The sequence below is a fragment of the Shinella sp. GW821-FHT11G07 genome, assembly GCF_058808115.1.
Genome location: NZ_JBXARJ010000003.1, coordinates 197500 through 215566, shown reverse-complemented (window position 1 = coordinate 215566; position 18067 = coordinate 197500). Strand labels below are relative to the sequence as shown.

At 58.6% G+C, this 18067-nt stretch carries 24 protein-coding genes; 4 read left to right on the top strand and 20 right to left on the bottom strand.

What is annotated here, in order from left to right; all coding sequences use genetic code 11:
* The first annotated feature begins 21 nt into the window (after window positions 1-21).
* Both AC1RT2_RS07475 and AC1RT2_RS07470 read left to right on the top strand, forming a co-directional pair.
* On the top strand, window positions 22-636 hold the full coding sequence (locus tag AC1RT2_RS07475; RefSeq protein WP_493100778.1) for a hypothetical protein: 615 nt from the start codon (window positions 22-24) through the stop codon (window positions 634-636).
* Window positions 637-658: 22 nt separating this feature from the next.
* Window positions 659-802, top strand: coding sequence for a hypothetical protein (locus AC1RT2_RS07470; RefSeq protein WP_493100776.1), 144 nt, complete (start codon window positions 659-661; stop codon window positions 800-802).
* Here AC1RT2_RS07470 and AC1RT2_RS07465 read toward each other — a convergent pair.
* The 20 genes from AC1RT2_RS07465 to AC1RT2_RS07370 all read right to left on the bottom strand — a co-directional run bounded on the left by AC1RT2_RS07465 (window position 795) and on the right by AC1RT2_RS07370 (window position 16291).
* Window positions 795-1016 carry a hypothetical protein gene (locus AC1RT2_RS07465; RefSeq protein ID WP_493100774.1) on the bottom strand — a complete coding sequence of 74 codons (222 nt, stop codon included), beginning with the start codon at window positions 1014-1016 and terminating at the stop codon, window positions 795-797. The genes AC1RT2_RS07470 and AC1RT2_RS07465 overlap by 8 nt on opposite strands.
* Window positions 1017-1069: 53 nt before the next feature.
* The gene (locus tag AC1RT2_RS07460; RefSeq protein WP_493100772.1) at window positions 1070-1345 is read right to left on the bottom strand and encodes a hypothetical protein; all 276 of its coding nucleotides are present in this window, start codon (window positions 1343-1345) and stop codon (window positions 1070-1072) included.
* Window positions 1346-1451: 106 nt separating this feature from the next.
* Window positions 1452-1970 (bottom strand): hypothetical protein, encoded by a 519-nt coding sequence (locus tag AC1RT2_RS07455; RefSeq protein WP_493100770.1) that lies wholly within the window; start codon window positions 1968-1970, stop codon window positions 1452-1454.
* A gap of 72 nt (window positions 1971-2042) precedes the next feature.
* Window positions 2043-2291: a hypothetical protein gene (locus AC1RT2_RS07450; protein ID WP_493100768.1), complete on the bottom strand. Its 249-nt coding sequence runs from the start codon at window positions 2289-2291 to the stop codon at window positions 2043-2045.
* 138 nt (window positions 2292-2429) lie between these two features.
* The gene (locus tag AC1RT2_RS07445) at window positions 2430-2699 is read right to left on the bottom strand and encodes a hypothetical protein (RefSeq protein ID WP_493100766.1); all 270 of its coding nucleotides are present in this window, start codon (window positions 2697-2699) and stop codon (window positions 2430-2432) included.
* Between the two features lie 779 nt (window positions 2700-3478).
* On the bottom strand, window positions 3479-6208 hold the full coding sequence (locus tag AC1RT2_RS07440) for a D-alanyl-D-alanine carboxypeptidase family protein (protein WP_493100764.1): 2730 nt from the start codon (window positions 6206-6208) through the stop codon (window positions 3479-3481).
* Window positions 6209-6219: 11 nt separating this feature from the next.
* Window positions 6220-7860 carry a terminase large subunit gene (locus tag AC1RT2_RS07435; protein ID WP_493100762.1) on the bottom strand — a complete coding sequence of 547 codons (1641 nt, stop codon included), beginning with the start codon at window positions 7858-7860 and terminating at the stop codon, window positions 6220-6222.
* Complete coding sequence (locus tag AC1RT2_RS07430; protein WP_493100760.1) at window positions 7853-8266, bottom strand: P27 family phage terminase small subunit; 414 nt, start codon at window positions 8264-8266, stop codon at window positions 7853-7855. Before AC1RT2_RS07430 ends, AC1RT2_RS07435 begins: the two co-directional genes overlap by 8 nt.
* Complete coding sequence (locus AC1RT2_RS07425) at window positions 8263-8580, bottom strand: phage head closure protein (RefSeq protein WP_493100759.1); 318 nt, start codon at window positions 8578-8580, stop codon at window positions 8263-8265. Before AC1RT2_RS07425 ends, AC1RT2_RS07430 begins: the two co-directional genes overlap by 4 nt.
* Before the next feature lies 1 nt (window position 8581).
* On the bottom strand, window positions 8582-8995 hold the full coding sequence (locus AC1RT2_RS07420) for a DUF3168 domain-containing protein (RefSeq protein WP_493100758.1): 414 nt from the start codon (window positions 8993-8995) through the stop codon (window positions 8582-8584).
* A 3-nt stretch (window positions 8996-8998) separates the two neighbouring features.
* Entirely contained in the window at window positions 8999-9427 is a 429-nt protein-coding gene (locus tag AC1RT2_RS07415) for an HK97-gp10 family putative phage morphogenesis protein (RefSeq protein WP_493100757.1), read from the bottom strand.
* Window positions 9417-9716 (bottom strand): head-tail connector protein, encoded by a 300-nt coding sequence (locus AC1RT2_RS07410; RefSeq protein WP_493100756.1) that lies wholly within the window; start codon window positions 9714-9716, stop codon window positions 9417-9419. Before AC1RT2_RS07410 ends, AC1RT2_RS07415 begins: the two co-directional genes overlap by 11 nt.
* Window positions 9713-10048, bottom strand: coding sequence for a hypothetical protein (locus tag AC1RT2_RS07405; RefSeq protein WP_493100754.1), 336 nt, complete (start codon window positions 10046-10048; stop codon window positions 9713-9715). Before AC1RT2_RS07405 ends, AC1RT2_RS07410 begins: the two co-directional genes overlap by 4 nt.
* The gene (locus tag AC1RT2_RS07400) at window positions 10045-10191 is read right to left on the bottom strand and encodes an HNH endonuclease signature motif containing protein (RefSeq protein ID WP_493101257.1); all 147 of its coding nucleotides are present in this window, start codon (window positions 10189-10191) and stop codon (window positions 10045-10047) included. The genes AC1RT2_RS07405 and AC1RT2_RS07400 overlap by 4 nt, the downstream gene beginning before the upstream one ends.
* 191 nt (window positions 10192-10382) lie before the next feature.
* Window positions 10383-11009, bottom strand: coding sequence for a hypothetical protein (locus AC1RT2_RS07395; protein ID WP_493100752.1), 627 nt, complete (start codon window positions 11007-11009; stop codon window positions 10383-10385).
* Between the two features lies 1 nt (window position 11010).
* Window positions 11011-12564 (bottom strand): phage major capsid protein, encoded by a 1554-nt coding sequence (locus AC1RT2_RS07390; protein ID WP_493100750.1) that lies wholly within the window; start codon window positions 12562-12564, stop codon window positions 11011-11013.
* Entirely contained in the window at window positions 12561-12842 is a 282-nt protein-coding gene (locus AC1RT2_RS07385; protein ID WP_493100748.1) for a hypothetical protein, read from the bottom strand. Before AC1RT2_RS07385 ends, AC1RT2_RS07390 begins: the two co-directional genes overlap by 4 nt.
* Entirely contained in the window at window positions 12839-13177 is a 339-nt protein-coding gene (locus AC1RT2_RS07380) for a gene transfer agent family protein (RefSeq protein WP_493100746.1), read from the bottom strand. Before AC1RT2_RS07380 ends, AC1RT2_RS07385 begins: the two co-directional genes overlap by 4 nt.
* The gene (locus tag AC1RT2_RS07375; protein WP_493100744.1) at window positions 13174-14403 is read right to left on the bottom strand and encodes a phage portal protein; all 1230 of its coding nucleotides are present in this window, start codon (window positions 14401-14403) and stop codon (window positions 13174-13176) included. Before AC1RT2_RS07375 ends, AC1RT2_RS07380 begins: the two co-directional genes overlap by 4 nt.
* Before the next feature lie 100 nt (window positions 14404-14503).
* The gene (locus AC1RT2_RS07370; RefSeq protein WP_493100742.1) at window positions 14504-16291 is read right to left on the bottom strand and encodes a DUF6538 domain-containing protein; all 1788 of its coding nucleotides are present in this window, start codon (window positions 16289-16291) and stop codon (window positions 14504-14506) included.
* A 270-nt stretch (window positions 16292-16561) separates the two neighbouring features.
* On the opposite strand from AC1RT2_RS07370, the gene AC1RT2_RS07365 reads away from it, so the two are divergent.
* On the top strand, window positions 16562-17281 hold the full coding sequence (locus AC1RT2_RS07365) for a hypothetical protein (RefSeq protein WP_493100740.1): 720 nt from the start codon (window positions 16562-16564) through the stop codon (window positions 17279-17281).
* A gap of 139 nt (window positions 17282-17420) precedes the next feature.
* A complete protein-coding gene (locus AC1RT2_RS07360; RefSeq protein ID WP_069059528.1) occupies window positions 17421-17864 on the top strand; it encodes a DUF3597 domain-containing protein in 444 nt (147 codons plus the stop codon).
* Window positions 17865-18067: the final 203 nt, after the last annotated feature.

Genomic DNA, 18067 nt, shown 5'->3' with positions numbered 1-18067 from the left:
GAAGCAACATCTAGGCGAGCGATGGTCAATCTAGAATTTTATTTTCGTAGCTATAGATTTGAGCACGGCCTTCGAACGCTTGAAAAAGGTTATAAGGCGGCGCGCAATTCGCTCGAAGAGGAAATCGAACGAACGAACGTTGCTCTCGCCAACTATGAAGAATCATTGAGAAATGGTGGAGATTGGATAGGAGAATATGACGAGGATGGATACTTACTGTGGGATCAATCTAGGGTATATGAAGCTCAAATAAGTGATGTGCATTCTGCCTTGTTTGAAGTTCGCAAAGCTTTCGTGATTGCACTTTACCACTTTTGGGAAGATTCCGTAGCTCAGTGGATGGGGATTGAGGGTAAGCAGGCTGATCATGTCAAGCTCGCGCGCTACTGCGCTAGTCAAGGCTATGGGCCGTCTCCTGATCTCGAATCAGCACGGTGTCTTGCAAATCACTTAAAACATGGCCGAAATTCGAAGACGGATTGGCTGGCGAAGCTTCGGGATACTGATCCGTCTTTTCTGCCTCAACCGAGAGGTTTCGGAGAAGACACTCTCTTTAAGGTCGCAGCTGCTATCCTTGCGTCTGGCCCCAGCAAGCCGGGATTGCCGACGATGGACGGCAGCATGCACGAATGCTAATCTCACTTGATAGGATGAGGTTATGATGGGCAACGAAAAGATCACCACGATGAACACCCGGAATACGTTCGACGTGCGCCCTGCCGAAAAGCACGTCGATTACAAAAAGCTCATTGACGCCGCCATGAAGCGTTTCCCGAAGGTTCACGCCGTCTTGTCTAAGTGACGGAGCGTAAATGCGAGCCTTTGCGCCGGTTCTCAAAAGCGAAGAAAATCGCGCTGGCGAGTTCGTCGGCTCGCCGGGAGACCGGAACAAGCTCCCATTCTTCTGCTGGCAGCGAGCGTGCGTTTGCAAGCCCCTCTTGGATAAAGCCGCTGACCTTGTGAATGAACGCCTCGTCGGCTTCTGTCCACGGCAGGCCGTTTGATCGATCTTGCATGGTAGCTCCTGAAACGAGAAAGGCCCGCCGTGGGGCGGGCCTGTTGATAACGACTACGCGGCGTCCTGCTGAGCCTTGTAAGCGAGGAAGCCGTTCCTGACGCGAACGATGTTTTGAAGTGCCCCGCTTAACTCCTGCATTAGAAGATCAAGTTCTTCGACGGGTTCGGGTTCGGCACTCATGATGCTGTTCATGACATCGCGAAACATCTCATCAATGCCGAAGCATTCGAAGCCGGTGAAATACAGGGTGTAGTTATCAGCTTCCCCGTCGCCGATCTCCTTCGACGTCATGTAGTCATGAAACAGTTCCTTATCGGTCTTCGACATGGTATAAACCTTTCTGGCCCTTTGAGACCTTTGAATGTTGATTTGGTAGTCGGCATTTCAATCCTGCCGGGGCGGTTGCAGCCGCTTCCGGTGGGCACTCTAGCGATTACTCGCCCGTCACCTTCCATTGCGGAAGGGTTATGCGAACCTGCTTTGAAAGCTGGTCCTGCATCTTCGTAAGCCGCACAATGTCATTGAGGGCCTGTTTCTTCGCCGCCGGGTCGGTCAACTCAGCGGCTTCGATTTCGTGAATACGGTCGCCGATTTCCGTCAGCTTAAATTCGTTGACGCGCCGGGCGAGAACCGTAGCGGCTTCAAGCAAGAGGCCAACGAATACGTCTGCCCTCCCCATCGCCTTGAAGAGGGCGGCATTGTTCGGGTCCTCTGGATCGATCACCAGATCAGAAGCAGTCTTCGGCGTGCCGTCTTGAAAGGTCGGCGTATCAAGCCCCATCAAGTCAAGCGGAAGCTCGAATTCCGACCAATCCGGGTGATCGTTTAGGTAGCTCTGGATATCGCCCTGGACATACCAATGCGAATCCTCGGCCTGCTTCCGATCTTCCTGCCGTTTCGCCTTCTGGCGTTCCCGGTAGGCTCGAACCTTTTCCGCGTTGCTAAGCGCCATCCGTCGTCACTCCGTTGTAGTGTCGGTGTTTATGTAACCGTAACCGTAGGAAGTCAACTGTAAATTTCAGCGCTAGGCCGCTGGTCGCACAATCGCCGGACTGCCTTCCTCAAGCTGCTGCGCGCCGCTATCAGCTATATCGTCAATGATCTGGCGCATCATGTCGTCAGGATACAGGCCGTAGCGGGACAGCACTTCCGCGACTTTATGAGCGATGCTGCCATCAACTTCCGGGGTAAGCGCTGCGATATCGGCAGCGAGGCCCACCGTCAGGCGGTCATACATACTGCTCGGAATGAAGCTGGAATTTTTCAGAGGCATGTCGGTGTCCTTGTAACGTGTTGCCGTGCCTACGCCTAAGCTGATTTGATTCAAGCGTCTAGAGGAAGACGCAAATTAATCGTTATAAAACAAATACTTAAAATACGTAAGCACTTACTTATGTTTAAGCTAGAGTAGTTAGAAGCGCCCGAACGCCTTGTTTTCCTTCATCCGGTTGGTGCTTTCCTGTTCGATCCGGGCGTTTCGCTTGGCAAGGGCGGCATCGCCCTTCGCGCGATGATAGGCGGCTTGGGTGCGGCGCTGCCATTTCTGCCGGGCCAGGGCGTCGTTACGGTCGCGAAGCTGCGCTACGGTCAAGCCGGCGGCATCAGCTTCGGCTTTTTCTTTTGCAGCACGCTTCTGCTGCCGAGCGTTATACTCTTCACGGAATACCGGAGAGATTGCCATGTGCCGCTTCCCTACTAACCGAACAGTGAGGCCGCGCTTTCGCGCACATCCTGCTATAGCGGTAGGGAAATCGGCTGCCGTGGGAAAATGAGGGCGGCGAGTTTTTGGGGCGGGGGGATTCTGGAAGCGGCTTAGGGCTTCTCTTCCTGCATGCGCGCCTCCAAACGTCCTTAACCCTATAAACTTCCTCTAGGAATGCGGACATAACTTTACCTAGCGCAGAGATAAGACATAGGGCCTATTGGCAAGTGTCCTATCCGCATTGCTCTAGGCAGAGTCCTGTCCGGCGAAAAAGAACTATGTTCTTCCTCTGAGGCCGCACGACGCCCATATAACGGGTCCATCGGGGGAGACATACCAAACTCGACAACCTTGCTAAAGGTAAGCGCGGGTCAGACTGTGCGCTTTTATGTCGGACTTCCCAACCGTTGCAGGGTTGGCTGGCGTAGGTCCATCAAACCAGTTTGACGATTGCAACGAACCTTGTGGGTCGCAAGTTACCAGCGGAGCCCACTCCTGCCGCATCTGACTGTATGGCGTGAAATCATCGGCGGCTATGCCAGCCTATTCAGGAAGCAGGATAAAGTCAGATGCTGCTTTTCTGGCGAGAATTATAACAGAGGCAGATTCGCCGTAGTGGATTTTATTTGAGTAATTGGAAAATATTTCTCATGCATCTGATTTTAAGACTGCTATAACGGGGAGAAGTTGCAGCAACAGCGGCAATTGTCTTCACAAACACCCGGCGAGGTCAGATGCGCCGGGTGTTTTGTATTCTGCTATCGGCTTCGGCTGTTTGCGAAATTCCCCGGTCTCGTCTGGCGGCGCATCTCGTCAGCCACCACGCCACGCATGGTGTCTTCCATCTGCTTTGCCATGCGCTTTGCGAGGTCTTGGTTTTGTTCGGGCGTTCCGCCGCCGTTCGTGTTCACAGTGACAGGTGCCGAAATGGAAATCGCTTGCACCGGGGCGGTGCTCGCGCTGCTGCCGATATCGGGCGTGGAAAGCATCGGCTGGCCCACATAGCCGCCGCTGGCGAAGGAAGCCACGTTACCACTGTTAATCGCCTCAAGCACGCCCCGGTTCTTCCGGGTGGCCTTGGCGTTCACGACAAACTCGCCGTTGGAGAGCCGCGCCGGGATGCTATCGCTGGTGCCCGTGCCGGGGCCGCGCACCTCCCCACCTTCCGCGAAGCCGAACAGCATCCCGAACAGACTGCCGAAGAGGCCACCAAAGCCCACACCCCCATCCTTGCCTTCTTTGCCACCGGAGCCGCCAAACAAACCGGCAAGCGGGCCTTCGCCCATCAAGACGGCCTGCAATGTGACCTTGATCAGCGATTGCAGCATCTGCTGAAGCGCTTCTTCGGCGGTCATGGTCCCGGTGATAATGCCGGTCAGGGCATCGGTCGTCATCTGGCCGAAGAACCGTGCAGCCTCTTGGTTTTCCTCCTGCTTCTGGCGAAGGCGTTCGGTTGAGTCTTCCGCCTGCGCCATCCCCTGCGCATATTGCTGAATTTCGGCGCGCTGCTGGGGCGAAAGCTGAATACCAGCCCTGATAGCCTCATTGAGCATTTCCTGCTCGTAGCGAAGCGCCGCCGCCTGCCGGGCGGTCATGCCGATGGCCTGTTGCTCCATCTGCTGCGCGCTTGTGTATTGCTGCGCGCCTTGTGTGATCTGGCTATAAGCTTCAGCCTGCCGCATTGCCGCGTCTGTCATGCGCTGGATTTCGTCAGCACGGTCGGCCTTGAAGGCGTCGGCGTCCTCAATATGCCAGTTTTCGTGCGACATTCGGAAACGCAAACCAAACTGTCCGGCGTTTTGGTGCACCCACTGTTGCGCGCCGTCATTGGCAAAGCCGAGATCGGCGGCGTTACCCTTGTTGTGCTGCGAGCGTCCGGGCGGTGCCACCCACTTCCGGGCGGCTTCGGGCGAGCCGTATTTCTTGAGTGCCGCCGCCCAAAGCTCCGCCTGCCGCTCAACGGTGCGATAGCCGGAATTGATGGTGACGCTGCCCTTCAGGTCGTCGGGCATGCTGGCAATCATCTTCGCCAGCTTCTGCGAAAACGCCGTCGCCATACCGTCAATGTGACTACGCCCCTTGTCGGATGCGAGCACGGAAGAAAGGTAGGTCGTGGGATCGTCGGTCGCGCTCTTGATGTTGTGAGACGCTAGCGCCTTGCCGCGCATCTCGTTAGCCAGGGCGATTTCTCGCTGACCCTGCGCACGGGAAACGGCGGACTGGTAGATAGCTTCGATCTGGGCTTTCTTGCCGAGGTCTTCCAACGACTTCGCCAGTTCCGGGGCTTCGTTCTTCAGCGCGCGGATGGCGTCACCGAAGTTTTTGATATTAGCTACGGCCTTCCCGGCTGCGGTATCGGTGCCGGACAGGGCATTATTCAGGTTGTCGAGCGGAGGCTTGGCGCCGCGCGCTTCCTCGCCGGTCTTGTAGATAAAGTTCTCGGAATAGCCGTTGCGCCGGTCGAGGATGTCGCGAAGCTTCAGGGCGTCGTTCGTCAATTCCTCAATCGCCTGCTTCTGGCGGTCGATGTTGGTATCTTCCGAACCGGGATAGGCGACGTTCAATTGCTCAAGGTCGGCAAGCTTCGCCTTCGCGTCGGCAAGCTCCTGATACTTGTCAACAAGGGCGGTTTGCACGTTGCGGGTAGTCTGTTCCTCAAGACGGTTGAACCTGTCGAGCCAATCGTCCATGTCGGAAACGATATCGACAATTGCGGCTTTCAGGTTTGTGCTAACCGTCGTGGCGATTTTCGAAAACTTCCGGTCGATTTCGTCGGCGCGCTGGATAACGTCATCGTCAAGGACAAGGCCGAGGTCGTGCGCTTCCTTGATCGCCTGCCGGATACCTTCGGCACCTTGGCTAATCAGTTCCACGAAACGCTCGCCGCCCGTGCCACCGAACAGTTCGTCGGCAATGCGGATTTGCGCCGCCCTGTCGAATTGCTGAAGGCGGCCAATAATTTCGATAAGCAGTTCGTTCGGATCGGCCAGCTTGCGCTTGAGTTCCGTGGCGCTATAGCCAAGGCGCGCGAAGGCGTCGGCGGCGCTACCCTTCCCGGCGATAACGAATTCGTCGGCGCGAAGGGCAAGCTCCTTCATACCGTCTACAAGGGCGTCAACCGGGATGCGCGCTTGGTTCGCGACATGGGAAAGCTCTTGGAAGGTGCGATTGGACAGACCGGCGCGCTTCGCTTCCGAACCGATGTTCGCAACGCCTTTAATGAGGTCGGCGACACGGCCAATGATAGCATCCAGCCCACCAATTGCCAGCCCTCCGATGACACCACCGGCCAGCCCCTTGCTGAAGGCACCCATGGTCTTCATGGCGTTACCCATTGCCTTCTCGATACCGGAGCCGGCGTTTTCGGCGTCCTTCTTCATCTGGGCGAAGTCGCGGCGCGTCCGGTTCTTGCCGCGCTCAAGGTCGCGTTCAAATTTTGTCAGGCGAGCCTCAAACGAGACCAAAAGGCGCTGTTCGTCGTCTGCCATCTGCTAGGCTCCTATGCTGCTTCGGCTTCAGCCTGAAGCCTGTCGAATTCGTCGGGGTCGAGGTCGAAAATGGATCGGCGGTTGTCGTTGGCGGCGGCACGGGACACGGCCAGCGCCGACGCAATAGCGCCGTCGATATGGTTGCTGTGGCGGGTTCCCTTGTGCATGGTGACAAGCTCCCCGGCGTTCGCGGCCCGCTTCACCACGACGCTTTCGAAGTGGTTGCGGAGAATGGGGTGATCGTCGTGCCGGATGCGCTTGCCGTTCACGATGCGCTCAAGGTCGCAAATCGGACCGTGCATGTTCACGGGTGTCTGTCGGACCTGAAGGACGTTGACGCCGTGATCCATGAGCTTGTGCATGATCGGCCCGGCAAGCGACGGGTCAAAGACCACCTCTTGCACGTCAAAGCGTCCGCAAAGGTCAATGATATGATCCGCGATGGCGTCCGGTTCGATCACCGGCCCGTCAATGGCGTTCAAGAGGCCATCGTCGCGCCACCGGGGATAGGGAACCTGTTCAACCTTGGCCTTTTCCTCAAGGCCATCGGAAGGCAGGAAGAACCACGGGTGGACGGACACGCGCCCGTCATGGTGTTTCCACGCGCCGACGATGGCGGTCAGGTCGCCGGAGCGGGACAGGTCCACGCCAAGCCAGCACGGCAGGCTTTCGAGGTCGGCAAGGTCAAAGTTCGGATCACGCCCGGCGTCATAGACGGCCATATCAAACAGGGGATCACGGGTTGCCGCCATCCACACATTCAAATGGAATTGCTGGAACGCAAACCGTTCGGCGGGGCGGTGCTCTGCTTCCCGTGCCATGGTGCGCAAGCCGCCAAGGTCGGGGAAGCCATGCTTCAGGCCGGGATTGGTCTTGTGCCAAACGACTTCATCGCGCCAGTCGTCGCCGGGGTCCGCTTCGAAGATGATCGGCAGAAATGCAGGGTCGTCAATGTCGCCGGTCGCAACCTTCCGGGCGTAGTCGTAAAGCTCAAAACCGATATTCTCCTGTCCACGCCCGGCAGTCGTGGCGATGATCATGAGCGTGTCGGGAACCTTCGCCATGCCGGACTTCAGCGCTTCCCAGAGGTCGCGGCCCTTCCAAGCGTGGATTTCATCGACAAGCACAAAGGAAGGCGTCTTGCCGTGCTGTGCCGCGCCATCGCTAGATACGGCGAGCAACTCCGCCTTGTTTGGCTTGCAAATGATCTTCTTTGCCGAATTGTGAGCGTCGTAAATGCGGGTCGCGGCCACAAGCCGGCGATCTTCGCGCACGATGTTCGCCGCTTCCTTAAAGCCAATGCCAGCCTGTTCGCGGTCGGATGCGGCAAAGATCGCCTGTCCAGCCGGGCGGGCTTCCGGGCCGATGGTGTGAAGCAACGCCCATGCTGCGGCAATACTGGTCTTGCGGTTGCCACGCGGCAGCATGAGAAAGACGGTGCGCACGATCCGGGAGCCATCCGGGTTGCGGGGGCCATAGATGCGGCGCGTCATGCGTTCCTGAAAATCGTAAAGCTGAAAGCGGCCCTTCGGCGCTGTGCTGGCCGGGTGCTTCAGCGCCCGAATGAAATTAACGGCGTCCTGTCCATACCCGAACGGGTCGGGAATGGTGCTGCCGTCGATAAGCCATTCGGGGAACGCGCTCTTAGACAACCGGGCGGTTCCTGCCGATGGCAAGCGGGTTGTCATCGTCATCGTCGGCGGGTGCGCCACTGGCGACACGCGCACGGGAGACCGGCGACAAGCCAAACTCTGCCGCAAGCTGGCGGGCCGTCTGGATTGCCTTGTCCTGAAGGCGGGCCATCTTCGGATCGATATCGCCGGTTGCCGGGTCGCGAAGCTTCGTTTCCAGTTCACGGGCAAGGCCGCGCGTCATACAAAGCTCTTCGATGCCGCCAAGGTCGGCCTTCGTGACGATGCCACGGGCAATCACGTCCGGGATAATCCGCTTCCATTCCGCACGGGCGTATTCCGAAAAGTGCTTCGGCGCTGGCGGTGCTTTCTTCAGCGGGTCGGCGGCGGGCTGGGCGGCGGGCTTCACGCCGCGAAGGTGTGTCACTTGATCACCTCGCCGCGAAGCTCAAGGGCTTCGTGCCTGCCGAGTTCCTTGATTTCCTTGAGGCCGTAGCTCTGGCCGCCATAGGTCACGCGGTCGGCGGTCGTGATGCCAGGACGATACCGGACACGGAAAATCATGGTGCCGGTCTCTGCCTCGCCATATCCGGTGAAGAATTCCGCCGCCGTCTGCTGAAGCACTTCGGCCCAAACCACGGCAACGGTCGCCCATGCCTTCACCACGTCGCCGGACGGCTTCACGGTTTCGGTTTGCCGGTCGATGGTGATGCGGCGATCCATGTTCCCGATGTTGAGCATGTCAGGCGATCCACCGAATAAGGGCTTCGACGGACAAGACGCCATGACCATAAGCAGGGTCCGGGTCTCGCGGGAACCGGGTGCCAGTCACCTTGAAGTGGTCGCAATAGCCGCCGTCGATTGGCAGATTGTATTTGGACAGGGCGGCGGCAACGGTGCCGGTGATTTCCTTGGCAGCGTCCTGCCCGGCATCCAGCGTCCAGATATGAAGGTCGAGGTAGACCCATGCGGCGCTCTGGCTGGTATAGTCGTTGCCGTGCAAGGTCGTGGTGCCGTCGCTCATGGTGATGCACGGCGTCTTGTCCGGGCGGGTGGAACCGGCGCGGATATGATCGGCAGGGACAAGGGCCGTCACTTCCGGCTTGCTGAGAAGCCGGGTGCGAATGGCGGTCTGAAGGGCAAGGATGGGTTCCACGGATTATCCTTTCCATGCGTCCCGGACGGCCTTACGTCCGGCACGGTCAATGCGTTGCTGAAGGCGTTTGCGGAGAAGGCGAACGGCAGGCCAGAAAAACGGCTGCGCTTCGGCCTTACTGGTCCCGTATTCGACAAGGTGCGGATAGCGAACGTGGGTATTGCCAGCGGTCACGATCACCTCATTCTCCCTTGCCACGCGGGAGCCGCCCGGCTGGCTATACGGGGGCGTCGTCTCGCCGGGGCCAGTGACGGCGATTGAGGTCTTCAGGTCGGGCGCGCTGGTGGCCGGATCATCGGGCGCAAGATGGCGTTGCATCGAGGCGAGTTCTTCCGCCGACGACATGAGCGCCTTGTTGATGCTCTTCCGGGGTGCTGCCTTCACTCGATCAAAGGCGCTCATGAGGTCGTCAAGGCCGTCCTTACTCGCCATCGGTGAACCAACTTTCACGGTAGCTATCGAGGATCGACGCGACGTTCTGGGGCGCAAGCTGCATGGAAACGCCGAAGGTGGCGATGTTGCGCACCTCATAATAGAAGGCGACAAGCCGGAGGATTGCCAACTTGAGATCGGCCGGGAGCGGGTCGAGGTCGGCCAGCGGCTTGCCGATGTAGTTCGCGACATACTGTTCGGCGGCTTCGATGTAGAGCATGATCAATGCATCTTCGTCGGTGCCGTCCACCTTCATGTGCTGCTTTGCGAGTTCGGGCGTGATGCTCATTCGGCTGCTTCCTGTGAAAACTCTAAATTCGGTGTCTCTTGCGCGGTGCTCCCCGCGCCGGTCCCCTCAAGGGCCTGCAAGTTGGAAGACACCCCCGGTGCACGTGGGCGGCGCTTTCGCGTTACATTGCTCTGGATGAATGCTTCCATGTCAGGGCTGTTGAGGCGCTGGCCGCGAAAGCCTGTCCGCATAGGCATGGTGATGGCATCAGCATCACCCATGCCACGCTCAAGGCGGGCGAGGATGATGGCCGGGGTGATACCGTAGTCGAGCGCCCATTCGGTGATGGGCTGGCTGATACCGTCATGTTCAAGGATAGTTGCGGGCGTCATGACAGGCCGCGCTCTTGCCGCTGCTTCACGCTATCGTGGCAAGGCTGGCAGAGTGGTTGCCAGTTCGCCCGGTGCCAGAAGAGGCGCTTGTCGCCACGATGAGGGATGACATGATCCACCACCGAAGCGGGACGTGCACACATACGGCAAAACGGGTGTGCCTGAAGGTATTCGACACGGGCCTTGCGCCATTCATGGTTATAGCCGCGTGCGCGGGCGGAAGGACGGCGGGCGTCGTGGCGGGTGTTCCGTTCCTGTTTGGCACGCCGCTGGCAATTACAAAGCTCGCCGTGCGGGACAATTGCGCCGCACGCACAAATACAGGGTGGAAGATTCATGTGATCCTCGTTTGACCCTTGAGGGCGTGGAGGCCATCACGGTCAAATTCTGGGTCGAGATCGTCGGACTTGAGAAGTTCGGACAGGGCTTCGGCGTCCACATTCGGGGCGGTTTCCTTATGGTCCCGTTTGAGAACGCCAGTAAAAACAAGGTAATCGACATGGGCGGTGTAAGCCCGGTCGATTTCGGTCGGCGTGGCGTTCCATGCCTGTTCGGGCGTCCAGCCAAGGAAGCCGGTCGCACGATCATAAAGGGCGGCGAAGAGTTCGGCCCATGTCACGGGCTTGCCGGTCGTCGGCTTGTGCTTCGCCTTAGGATCGGGTGCCGGAATGAACATGGAAACGAGGTCGGCCAGCGGCTGTTGCACGGCGTCGAAGAATGGGGAAAGCGGCCTTCCGCGAAGTGAAGAAAGGAAGGCCGCTGCATTCTGGTTGCCGCTGCATTCGGAGACCAGAATGATTTCGGAAATGGTCGTAAGATTAAGGTCGTCCAGCGCCCGAACCAGTGCCGGGAGACCGTGACGATCTTCAAGGATAGTAGCGGCGCGCAAGGAAGGCCGAAGCGTCACGGCGTTGCCGCCGTGCGCGATGGTGATTTCTTCGTAAGCGCGCCGCTTGTTCATGTTAGGCGGCGATCCTCAGCTTCACGAAACGGTCAGGGTGCGTCACGTCTGCGCCGACGCGCTTGCGGGCGTGGAAGCGAACCTGCCCCTTGCCTGCGAGCGTGTAGGGGTCGCGAAGCGTCGAAAGGCCAACGCGATCAACGATCCGGTAGCCGGTGAGATCACCGAACAGGATCGGGAACTTGCCTGCGCCGATGTCGTCCATGTCGGGCATTTCGACAATCGGACGGCCAAGCAGGGTGGAAGCCCCGCCTGCGGTGATCGGATCAAGCACGAGGTAGCGGCCGGTGCTGTCCTTCCAACGGCGGATAACGCCAAGGGTCTTGCGGTTCATGAGCCATGCGCCGTTGGCGGCGTGGGTGGTGGCAAGCTCATGATACATGCCGATAAGCACGTCTGCCGGGTTCGTGGTCGGGAAGTCGGCGGCAATGCCGGTCTTCACTTCCTTAATGCCGGTGGCAACCATGATGCCTTTCGGCTGGCCGGTGCCGGTTCCCTTGACGAATGCGAGACCTTCTGTCCTGCCGAAGCTTTCGGCGTAGTCGGCGATAAGCTCGCCTTCGAGACCGTAGGCATTGTCTTCGAGAAGCTGGTTCGAAACGTCCGTGAAGGTCGCCAGTTCGAACGGGGTCAGCGTGACCTGTTCGAAGGTCATACCGCTTTCGGTGCGATCTTCGGTTTCGCCAACCCACGTTGCGGCAGTGCCGGACACGCGGCGCGGATACTTGATTTCCGGTGCCGAGATCGAAACGACGCGCGCATATTGGCGAACCGGGGAGTATTCGGACAGAAGCTTGATAAGCTCGCTGCCGAATTCTTCCGGGGCCAGGTATCCACCGTTGGCGTCGGTGGAGACCGTGAGAGCCTTCACTTCATCCGGGGTGATACGTTCCACGCCGCGGCGGAGGAAGTTTTCAAACGCCTTGCGCTCGCTGTTGTCGTTGGTGGCCTCCGGGTGATTGTTGTTGGCGGCGGCGGGGCGGCGGTTCATTTTCGCCTTGATCGTGGCGATTTCGTCCTTGAGGGCCTTCACCTCTTCGGCGCTGGCAACCGGATCGGACTTCACTTCCGGCTCATTCTTTAGTTCGTTTTCCATGCTGTTTCCTTCGATGATGGATTTGACTTCGGCGCTGGCGTCCGGGTGAACCGGGCGACGGCAAAGGGAAATTTCGGTGATGGTGAGATCGGTCAGGACACGCCCGCCTTCCGGGCGGGCCTTGTGTTCGTGAAGGCGATAACCAATCGAAAGGCCCGACATGACGCGCGCCTTCATGAAGCGGCGGGCCTGCCGGGCAGGCTCGACGCCTTCCACAAACAAGCGGCCTTTCACCTCAAGCCCCTTGTCGGTGATCGCGTAGCCGTTCCAGATGCCGACGACCTGCCGCTGTTCGTGCTCCATGAGCATCGGAACTTCGGACGCGAACTTGAACGCGGTCGGCTCGATGAGGTCGCCATAGCTGTCCGGCTTGCCGAAAGGCCATGCGATGCCTGTCACGGTGCCAGCGTCGTCAATGGAGACTTCGGCCTTGATTTCGAGGGTGCAGGTGTCGGTCATACGGGCACCTCTGCCAGTGCTGCTCGCAGTTCCGCGACGGCCCTCTCATACTTTGCCCGCAAGGGCTGCATGAGCGGTTCGAGCCGCGTTTTCTGCATCCACGCGCGGGCAAATCCGCCACCGAAAACGCTGCGCGGTAGCAAGTCTTCAGCATGCGGTTCGGGATCCCGAAACAGCTTTATGTCGAGGTCGGCGGCGATGACGGCGCGTGCGGCAGCGCGAACCGCTGACGATACGCCGGAGTTCAGGAGAGACGCGGCCAGTTCTACCGGGTTCATTCCGGCACCTGTTCAAGCGCGTCATTGATGGCTTCTGTGCCGTAGAACAGGGCAGAGATAACGTCGCTGGCAAGTTCCATATTTTCGCGGATCGGGCGGCCAACGAGATAGAAGGAAACAAGGCGCGCTGCGTCGGCTGGCGCGGTGCCGCCACCGATAAGGCCAAGCCGCACGACATGCTCAATGTCGGAAAGGGCGAACGTTTCGAACCGGAATCGGTTGTGAAGTGCGCCGATTGCGTGACCTGTTGCGGCTTCAAGCTCACGGATGATTTCGAGGGTCGGGAAGGCAAAGGTTTTCTGGCCGTCGCCAAAGAATGCGCGATGCTCGCTCATGCGGTTTCCCTTTCCGGGGCTGTGTCCAAAGTTTGGACAGGCGCGGCGCTACTGGTCGTGTGGGGGTTGATAAGTTCGTCGCCACCGGGGAGCGGCGGAAGATTGAGGATGGCGCGGGCTTCGTTCGGGGTAAGGACACGGGCGGCAACAAGCGCCGTCATGTTCGCCGTGCGGCTGGCCGCGTCCGCGCGCATAAGGTCGTCGGTGACGAATTCGAAGTAATGGTCGTCCTGTTCGTCTTCTGTCAGAAGAACGGTAGCGAGCGCTTCCGTCCAAGTGTCCAGCCAAGGACGAAGGCCAAGCTGGAGGAACTGCGCGCCCATCTGCTCGCTATTCGACCATGTCGCCTTAGAAAGATCGAAGAGCATCGTCGGCGGAACGCCAAAGACACGGGCAACATCGGAAATCTGGAAAATGCGGTTTTCGAGAAACTGCGCGTCGGTCGAGGTCAGGGCCGGAGACTCGTATTTCCAGCCGCTATCCAGAATGAGCGGGTCGGACGTGCCGCCGCGAAGCCATTCCCGGAAGCTCTTGCGAATGTTGGCAATGGTCGTCGCGCCAGCCTCGCCGCCTTGTGGCTTCTCATTCGAGATCACGCCCGAAGGCTTCGCGCCGGAAGAGAAGAACGTCGCGCCGTGCTTCTCAAGGATCGCCGTGAGGCCGATTGCCTCACGCCCGAATGATGCAGGGGAGCGGCCAAGGAAGGATTGGATATGAAGAATTTCGGTATGGGGATATTCGCGGGTGCTGCCGTCTTCCGCGACACGATAGACAGGCGGGGCGGCGGGTGTATCTTCGAAAACAGAAACGGTGCCCGGCTTCAGATACACAAATTCAAAGGGGCGTCCATCCGGGTAGCGAACGACGCGCGCGAAGCCATTGCCGTAAATAAGGGCATCGGCAGTCAGTTGGGAGCGAAGCCAAATCGGGCCGGTCCACGCATTCGCGCGACGATGGACGATGCGATAAGCGGAATGATCCTTGGCCGCTTCCTTTGCGTCTGCCGTTTCCCGATAGAGCTTAACCGGAAGAGAACCGACATTCTGAGAGATCAACCGGACGCCCTGCAAGACGGCTGGAATATAGAGCGCCGCCATGCCGCCAACATTGACGCCGCTAGCCGTGGAGCGAATGCCGAACAGGTCGGCAATACACGGGTCGGAAAGCCCGAGACTCTTCGTCTCTGCAAATCCGATCCTTCGCTTTACTGAATCGATGAAACCCAATGTCCAGCATTCCCAAGTTCAACTTGGAAATATTGTCTCACACGGGGAATCTCGTGTGAATCCCATAAATAACAGAAATTGATTATTTATGGTGTAAATATCAAATTAGGTGGTCTATTTTCAGGCCGGGGTAGGCAATCGCATCAACCAGTTCCACGCGCTGCTCAATCATACCTTCCTGCAATGTGCCATAACGTTGCGTCATGGTGCCGGGAACGTGTCCAAGAATATAACCGAATTGCTCGTTCAAAAGCCCGGCGCGGCGAAGCGCATCCACTACGCCATGCCGGAAGCTGTAGAGAGACAGGCCGCGCCCCGTCTTCATGCCGAGCCGGATGAGGTAGCGGCCAAACTCGCGGGAGAAATCCGCAATCATCTGTCCACGCGAATTGCGTTCGGCGAGCGGGAAGAGCCGCGACTGTCCGGCCTGCCTCATTCCGGCATGGTAGTCGAGGAAGCCAAGTCGGATCAGTTCAGAATGGATCGGCACGACGCGCATAGAGCCTTCGGTCTTCACGCTCTTATCGCCATCGCCTTCCGTGGTGATATGCATGATCCAATGACCGTGCTCCTGCCGAACGTCTGAAACGGCAAGCTGTGCAATCTCTGCCGGGCGAGCGCCAGAGAAGAGCATGATCAACGGCACCCAATAGCGATGATCACGGATTTTGACGTTACCGGGCTTGGCGATCTTGTTCCATTCGGTCGCGCTCTGGCATCCGGTGAAGAGCGGTGACGCGAACAGGATGTTCATCTGGTCGGTGGTGAAGGTGAGGGTGCTCTTCTTCTTTTCCTTCGCCAGCGCCATGCCATCGGTCGGGTTCTGGTCGAGGTATCCGTGATTGACCAGCCAGTTACAGAACGCGCCAAGGCTGGAGAGATAGCGGTTGACGGTGCGCGGGGTCAGGGTCGGCTTGCCGACTTCCTCATTGTGCTTCACGATCTGCGCCAGCTTCATACCTGCGAAAGCCTTTGTTTCGGTTGCCTTGACCGGGTAGCGCATCAACAGAGCCTTCCACTCGCGGACGGCCTTTTTATCGATCCGATGCACAGGGCAGGTGCTGCCGACATGTTCAAGGAAGGTGCCGATATCGCGCCGTGCTTGATTGAGCGTATCGGCCGTGATGCCCTTCGGGTTCTCGCGCTCATAGATCGCAAACAGTTCCATGATGCCCTCGCCGGGCGCTGCGGCCTCGCGAGCGCTACCGGAGGCAGGCTTAACGATAGGGTCGGAAGGCTTGCCGGTAAAGTCGCCGTTGTCACGCTCAAGGGTGCGCTGCAATCCTTCGACTTCAGCGCGGGTCATGATTGCGCAAAGCTCGCGGTATTCGTCGGAACCGATGTCGACAAGCAAGCGGTTCCGAGCGATGAAGTCCGAAACATCCGGCTCAATCATCTTCATGTCACCGGACACAAGGGCAACTTTCAAGCCGGCGAGGCGGCGTGCGCGGTGCTTCGCATCGTCGGTGCGCGCCCTTAGCATAAGCTCAAGTTCGGCATGGGCGTTGATCATGCCGATGAAGTCGGCGGAGCCGATTTCCCCCTTGTCGATACGGCGGAACAGGCGTTGCTCTTCCGCCTCAATGTCGGCGGGCGTCGGCATGGACCGGCGTGTCTGTTCGTCGCGCACAAGCGTCTGCTCATAGTGCTGCCAGACCGCAACCGCCTTGTCGTCGGCTGTAACGGTGCGCCGGGAACGTAGGTCGTCAAACTCTCGGTTCCAGCTTTCAACCACAGGCCACATAAGGCGCTTCGCGTCGTTCTCGTCCTTCGTGCCGAGTGCCTTCACAAGCTCCTTTTTACCGATGACGCCCGCAAGGTCATTCGGAACCTTGAGGCGCGCATAGTAGCTTGCACCACGTCTCAGAAGGTAGCTCACCCGTGCCATATTTTTCCTCGTGTAGCATCCGAACGTTACAGTCTGGTGTTACAACTTTCAGAAAGAATAGTCAATAAAGACAGATAGTTGTGTGATTTCATGCCTAAAAAGTAAGCTGGCTTTTCGTCCTGGCGCCCCAGCCACGGTATAATTTCTCAACATTTTCGATGGTTTGAAAAACTTAGCAGATTCGAAACCGGAACACTTTGTCGGTGCATGAAGCCGGACATCTTGGCCGCTCGATCGGCAATACTGTGATAGACGAAGTGGGGTGGTGATTTGAGCAAGGTGACCCTCCCCTGGCGACAAAAGGTACGGAAGTCGACCAAGCCGGCGCGTCGAGCTAAGCGGAACTTCTGGGAGCCGTTTGCTGTCATCGTCTCGCTCGTGACGGCAATGATCGCGCTTTACCAGACCATTATCCTGCAGGAGCAGCTTACACTACCCGATCGAACGCGCACCATTCAGGCCGCGATCGAAAAGGCCCAGCAGGTCTGCGACATTTTCCATGATATTCCCTTCACACAGCGGACCATGAAGAAGCTCTATTCTCCACCGAAGGATGGCACCGTGGAGGCGGAGAGCTGGGGCGTCTGGGAGCCGATACCGGACAAGCCATACGATCAGGTCTTTGTCGACGATATGGGCTCTCGTGCGGCAGCAGCGTCTCGCCAGTTCGCCAATAGCCTCGCCCAGACTCAGATTTGGAAAGAGACGCGGATCGTAGGCGCTTACTGGGCGCACGTATTCCCTTCGTGGTTCGTCGAGGCGGGCGAGTTCGCTGGATACGTCAAGGATAACGACTTTGACCGGCACGCCTTTGCGATGCGTCTCGTCGTAATGGAGTGTGATCGGATGACGAAGCGCCTTACAAACGTTCTGACTCGCTCCGAGGTTTACACGGATCTGCCTCGAAGCTTCCGCCGCTTCAGGGTAGAGATTATCACGGATCAGGAGCCGCCCGCGAAGGGACCGGACTATGATGCCGAGCTTCGATAAGTAAACATATCGCGCGCCATGTCGCAAAAATGCCCATGATGCTGCGTCGTTCAAAAAGCATTCATTGAAATGACAGGCCACGACCCTATTGTTTCGTCACGCCGGGCGAAAGCCGGCGAGAAGCAACAGGGAGTCAGATATGGGTATCTTCAGTTCCATCAAGGAAAAGCTCTTCGGCAAGGCGGAAGAGCAGAAGCCGGTCGAAACGATCACGGCTGACGCCGTGAAGCCGGCGACGGCTGACATGGCTGCGACGCCGACAGCCGGCAAGGATGCGGTCGTGACCCCTGCGGAAAGCCGCCCGGTGACGACGACGCCGAGCCAGCCGGTCGATGTGGCGGCAATCCTCGATGCGGCTGTTGCCAAGAATGGCCAGAAGCTCGATTGGCGCCGTTCCATCGTCGACATGATGAAGGCGCTTGGCATGGATGCCAGCCTTCAGGAGCGCAAGGAGCTTGCCGACGAGCTGGGCTATACCGGCGACAAGAGCGACTCCGCCAGCATGAACATCTGGCTGCACAAGGCCCTGCTGAAGGCGCTTGCCGACAATGGCGGGAAGGTTCCGGCCGACCTGCTGGATTAAACATGTGGCAGCCCGCCGAAAGCGCTTCGGCGGGCTTCTCGCCTCGTGCTCTCCGCGGTGGCCGGGTCCTCTCGGCTGCGCGACGGGGAGGGGCGCCTGACGGTTTCATCTTCAAATCGTTGGATAAGATTGTGCGGGCTCGCTCATGGGTTGCCGGACGGGCTGCCGCGTGTAATGTGCTTTGACAAAACGATGGGACGGTT

Coding starts and splice junctions, on each gene's coding strand:
- AC1RT2_RS07370 (WP_493100742.1), bottom strand. CDS start 16,291: ATGGCACGGGTGAGCTACCTTCTGAGACGTGGTGCAAGCTACTATGCG.
- AC1RT2_RS07380 (WP_493100746.1), bottom strand. CDS start 13,177: ATGAGCGAGCATCGCGCATTCTTTGGCGACGGCCAGAAAACCTTTGCC.
- AC1RT2_RS07465 (WP_493100774.1), bottom strand. CDS start 1,016: ATGCAAGATCGATCAAACGGCCTGCCGTGGACAGAAGCCGACGAGGCG.
- AC1RT2_RS07440 (WP_493100764.1), bottom strand. CDS start 6,208: ATGGCAGACGACGAACAGCGCCTTTTGGTCTCGTTTGAGGCTCGCCTG.
- AC1RT2_RS07425 (WP_493100759.1), bottom strand. CDS start 8,580: ATGCTCAACATCGGGAACATGGATCGCCGCATCACCATCGACCGGCAA.
- AC1RT2_RS07400 (WP_493101257.1), bottom strand. CDS start 10,191: ATGTGTGCACGTCCCGCTTCGGTGGTGGATCATGTCATCCCTCATCGT.
- AC1RT2_RS07470 (WP_493100776.1), top strand. CDS start 659: ATGATGGGCAACGAAAAGATCACCACGATGAACACCCGGAATACGTTC.
- AC1RT2_RS07390 (WP_493100750.1), bottom strand. CDS start 12,564: ATGACCGACACCTGCACCCTCGAAATCAAGGCCGAAGTCTCCATTGAC.
- AC1RT2_RS07460 (WP_493100772.1), bottom strand. CDS start 1,345: ATGTCGAAGACCGATAAGGAACTGTTTCATGACTACATGACGTCGAAG.
- AC1RT2_RS07445 (WP_493100766.1), bottom strand. CDS start 2,699: ATGGCAATCTCTCCGGTATTCCGTGAAGAGTATAACGCTCGGCAGCAG.
- AC1RT2_RS07475 (WP_493100778.1), top strand. CDS start 22: ATGGTCAATCTAGAATTTTATTTTCGTAGCTATAGATTTGAGCACGGC.
- AC1RT2_RS07450 (WP_493100768.1), bottom strand. CDS start 2,291: ATGCCTCTGAAAAATTCCAGCTTCATTCCGAGCAGTATGTATGACCGC.
- AC1RT2_RS07385 (WP_493100748.1), bottom strand. CDS start 12,842: ATGAACCCGGTAGAACTGGCCGCGTCTCTCCTGAACTCCGGCGTATCG.
- AC1RT2_RS07455 (WP_493100770.1), bottom strand. CDS start 1,970: ATGGCGCTTAGCAACGCGGAAAAGGTTCGAGCCTACCGGGAACGCCAG.
- AC1RT2_RS07415 (WP_493100757.1), bottom strand. CDS start 9,427: ATGGCGAGTAAGGACGGCCTTGACGACCTCATGAGCGCCTTTGATCGA.
- AC1RT2_RS07410 (WP_493100756.1), bottom strand. CDS start 9,716: ATGAGCATCACGCCCGAACTCGCAAAGCAGCACATGAAGGTGGACGGC.
- AC1RT2_RS07395 (WP_493100752.1), bottom strand. CDS start 11,009: ATGAACAAGCGGCGCGCTTACGAAGAAATCACCATCGCGCACGGCGGC.
- AC1RT2_RS07405 (WP_493100754.1), bottom strand. CDS start 10,048: ATGACGCCCGCAACTATCCTTGAACATGACGGTATCAGCCAGCCCATC.
- AC1RT2_RS07360 (WP_069059528.1), top strand. CDS start 17,421: ATGGGTATCTTCAGTTCCATCAAGGAAAAGCTCTTCGGCAAGGCGGAA.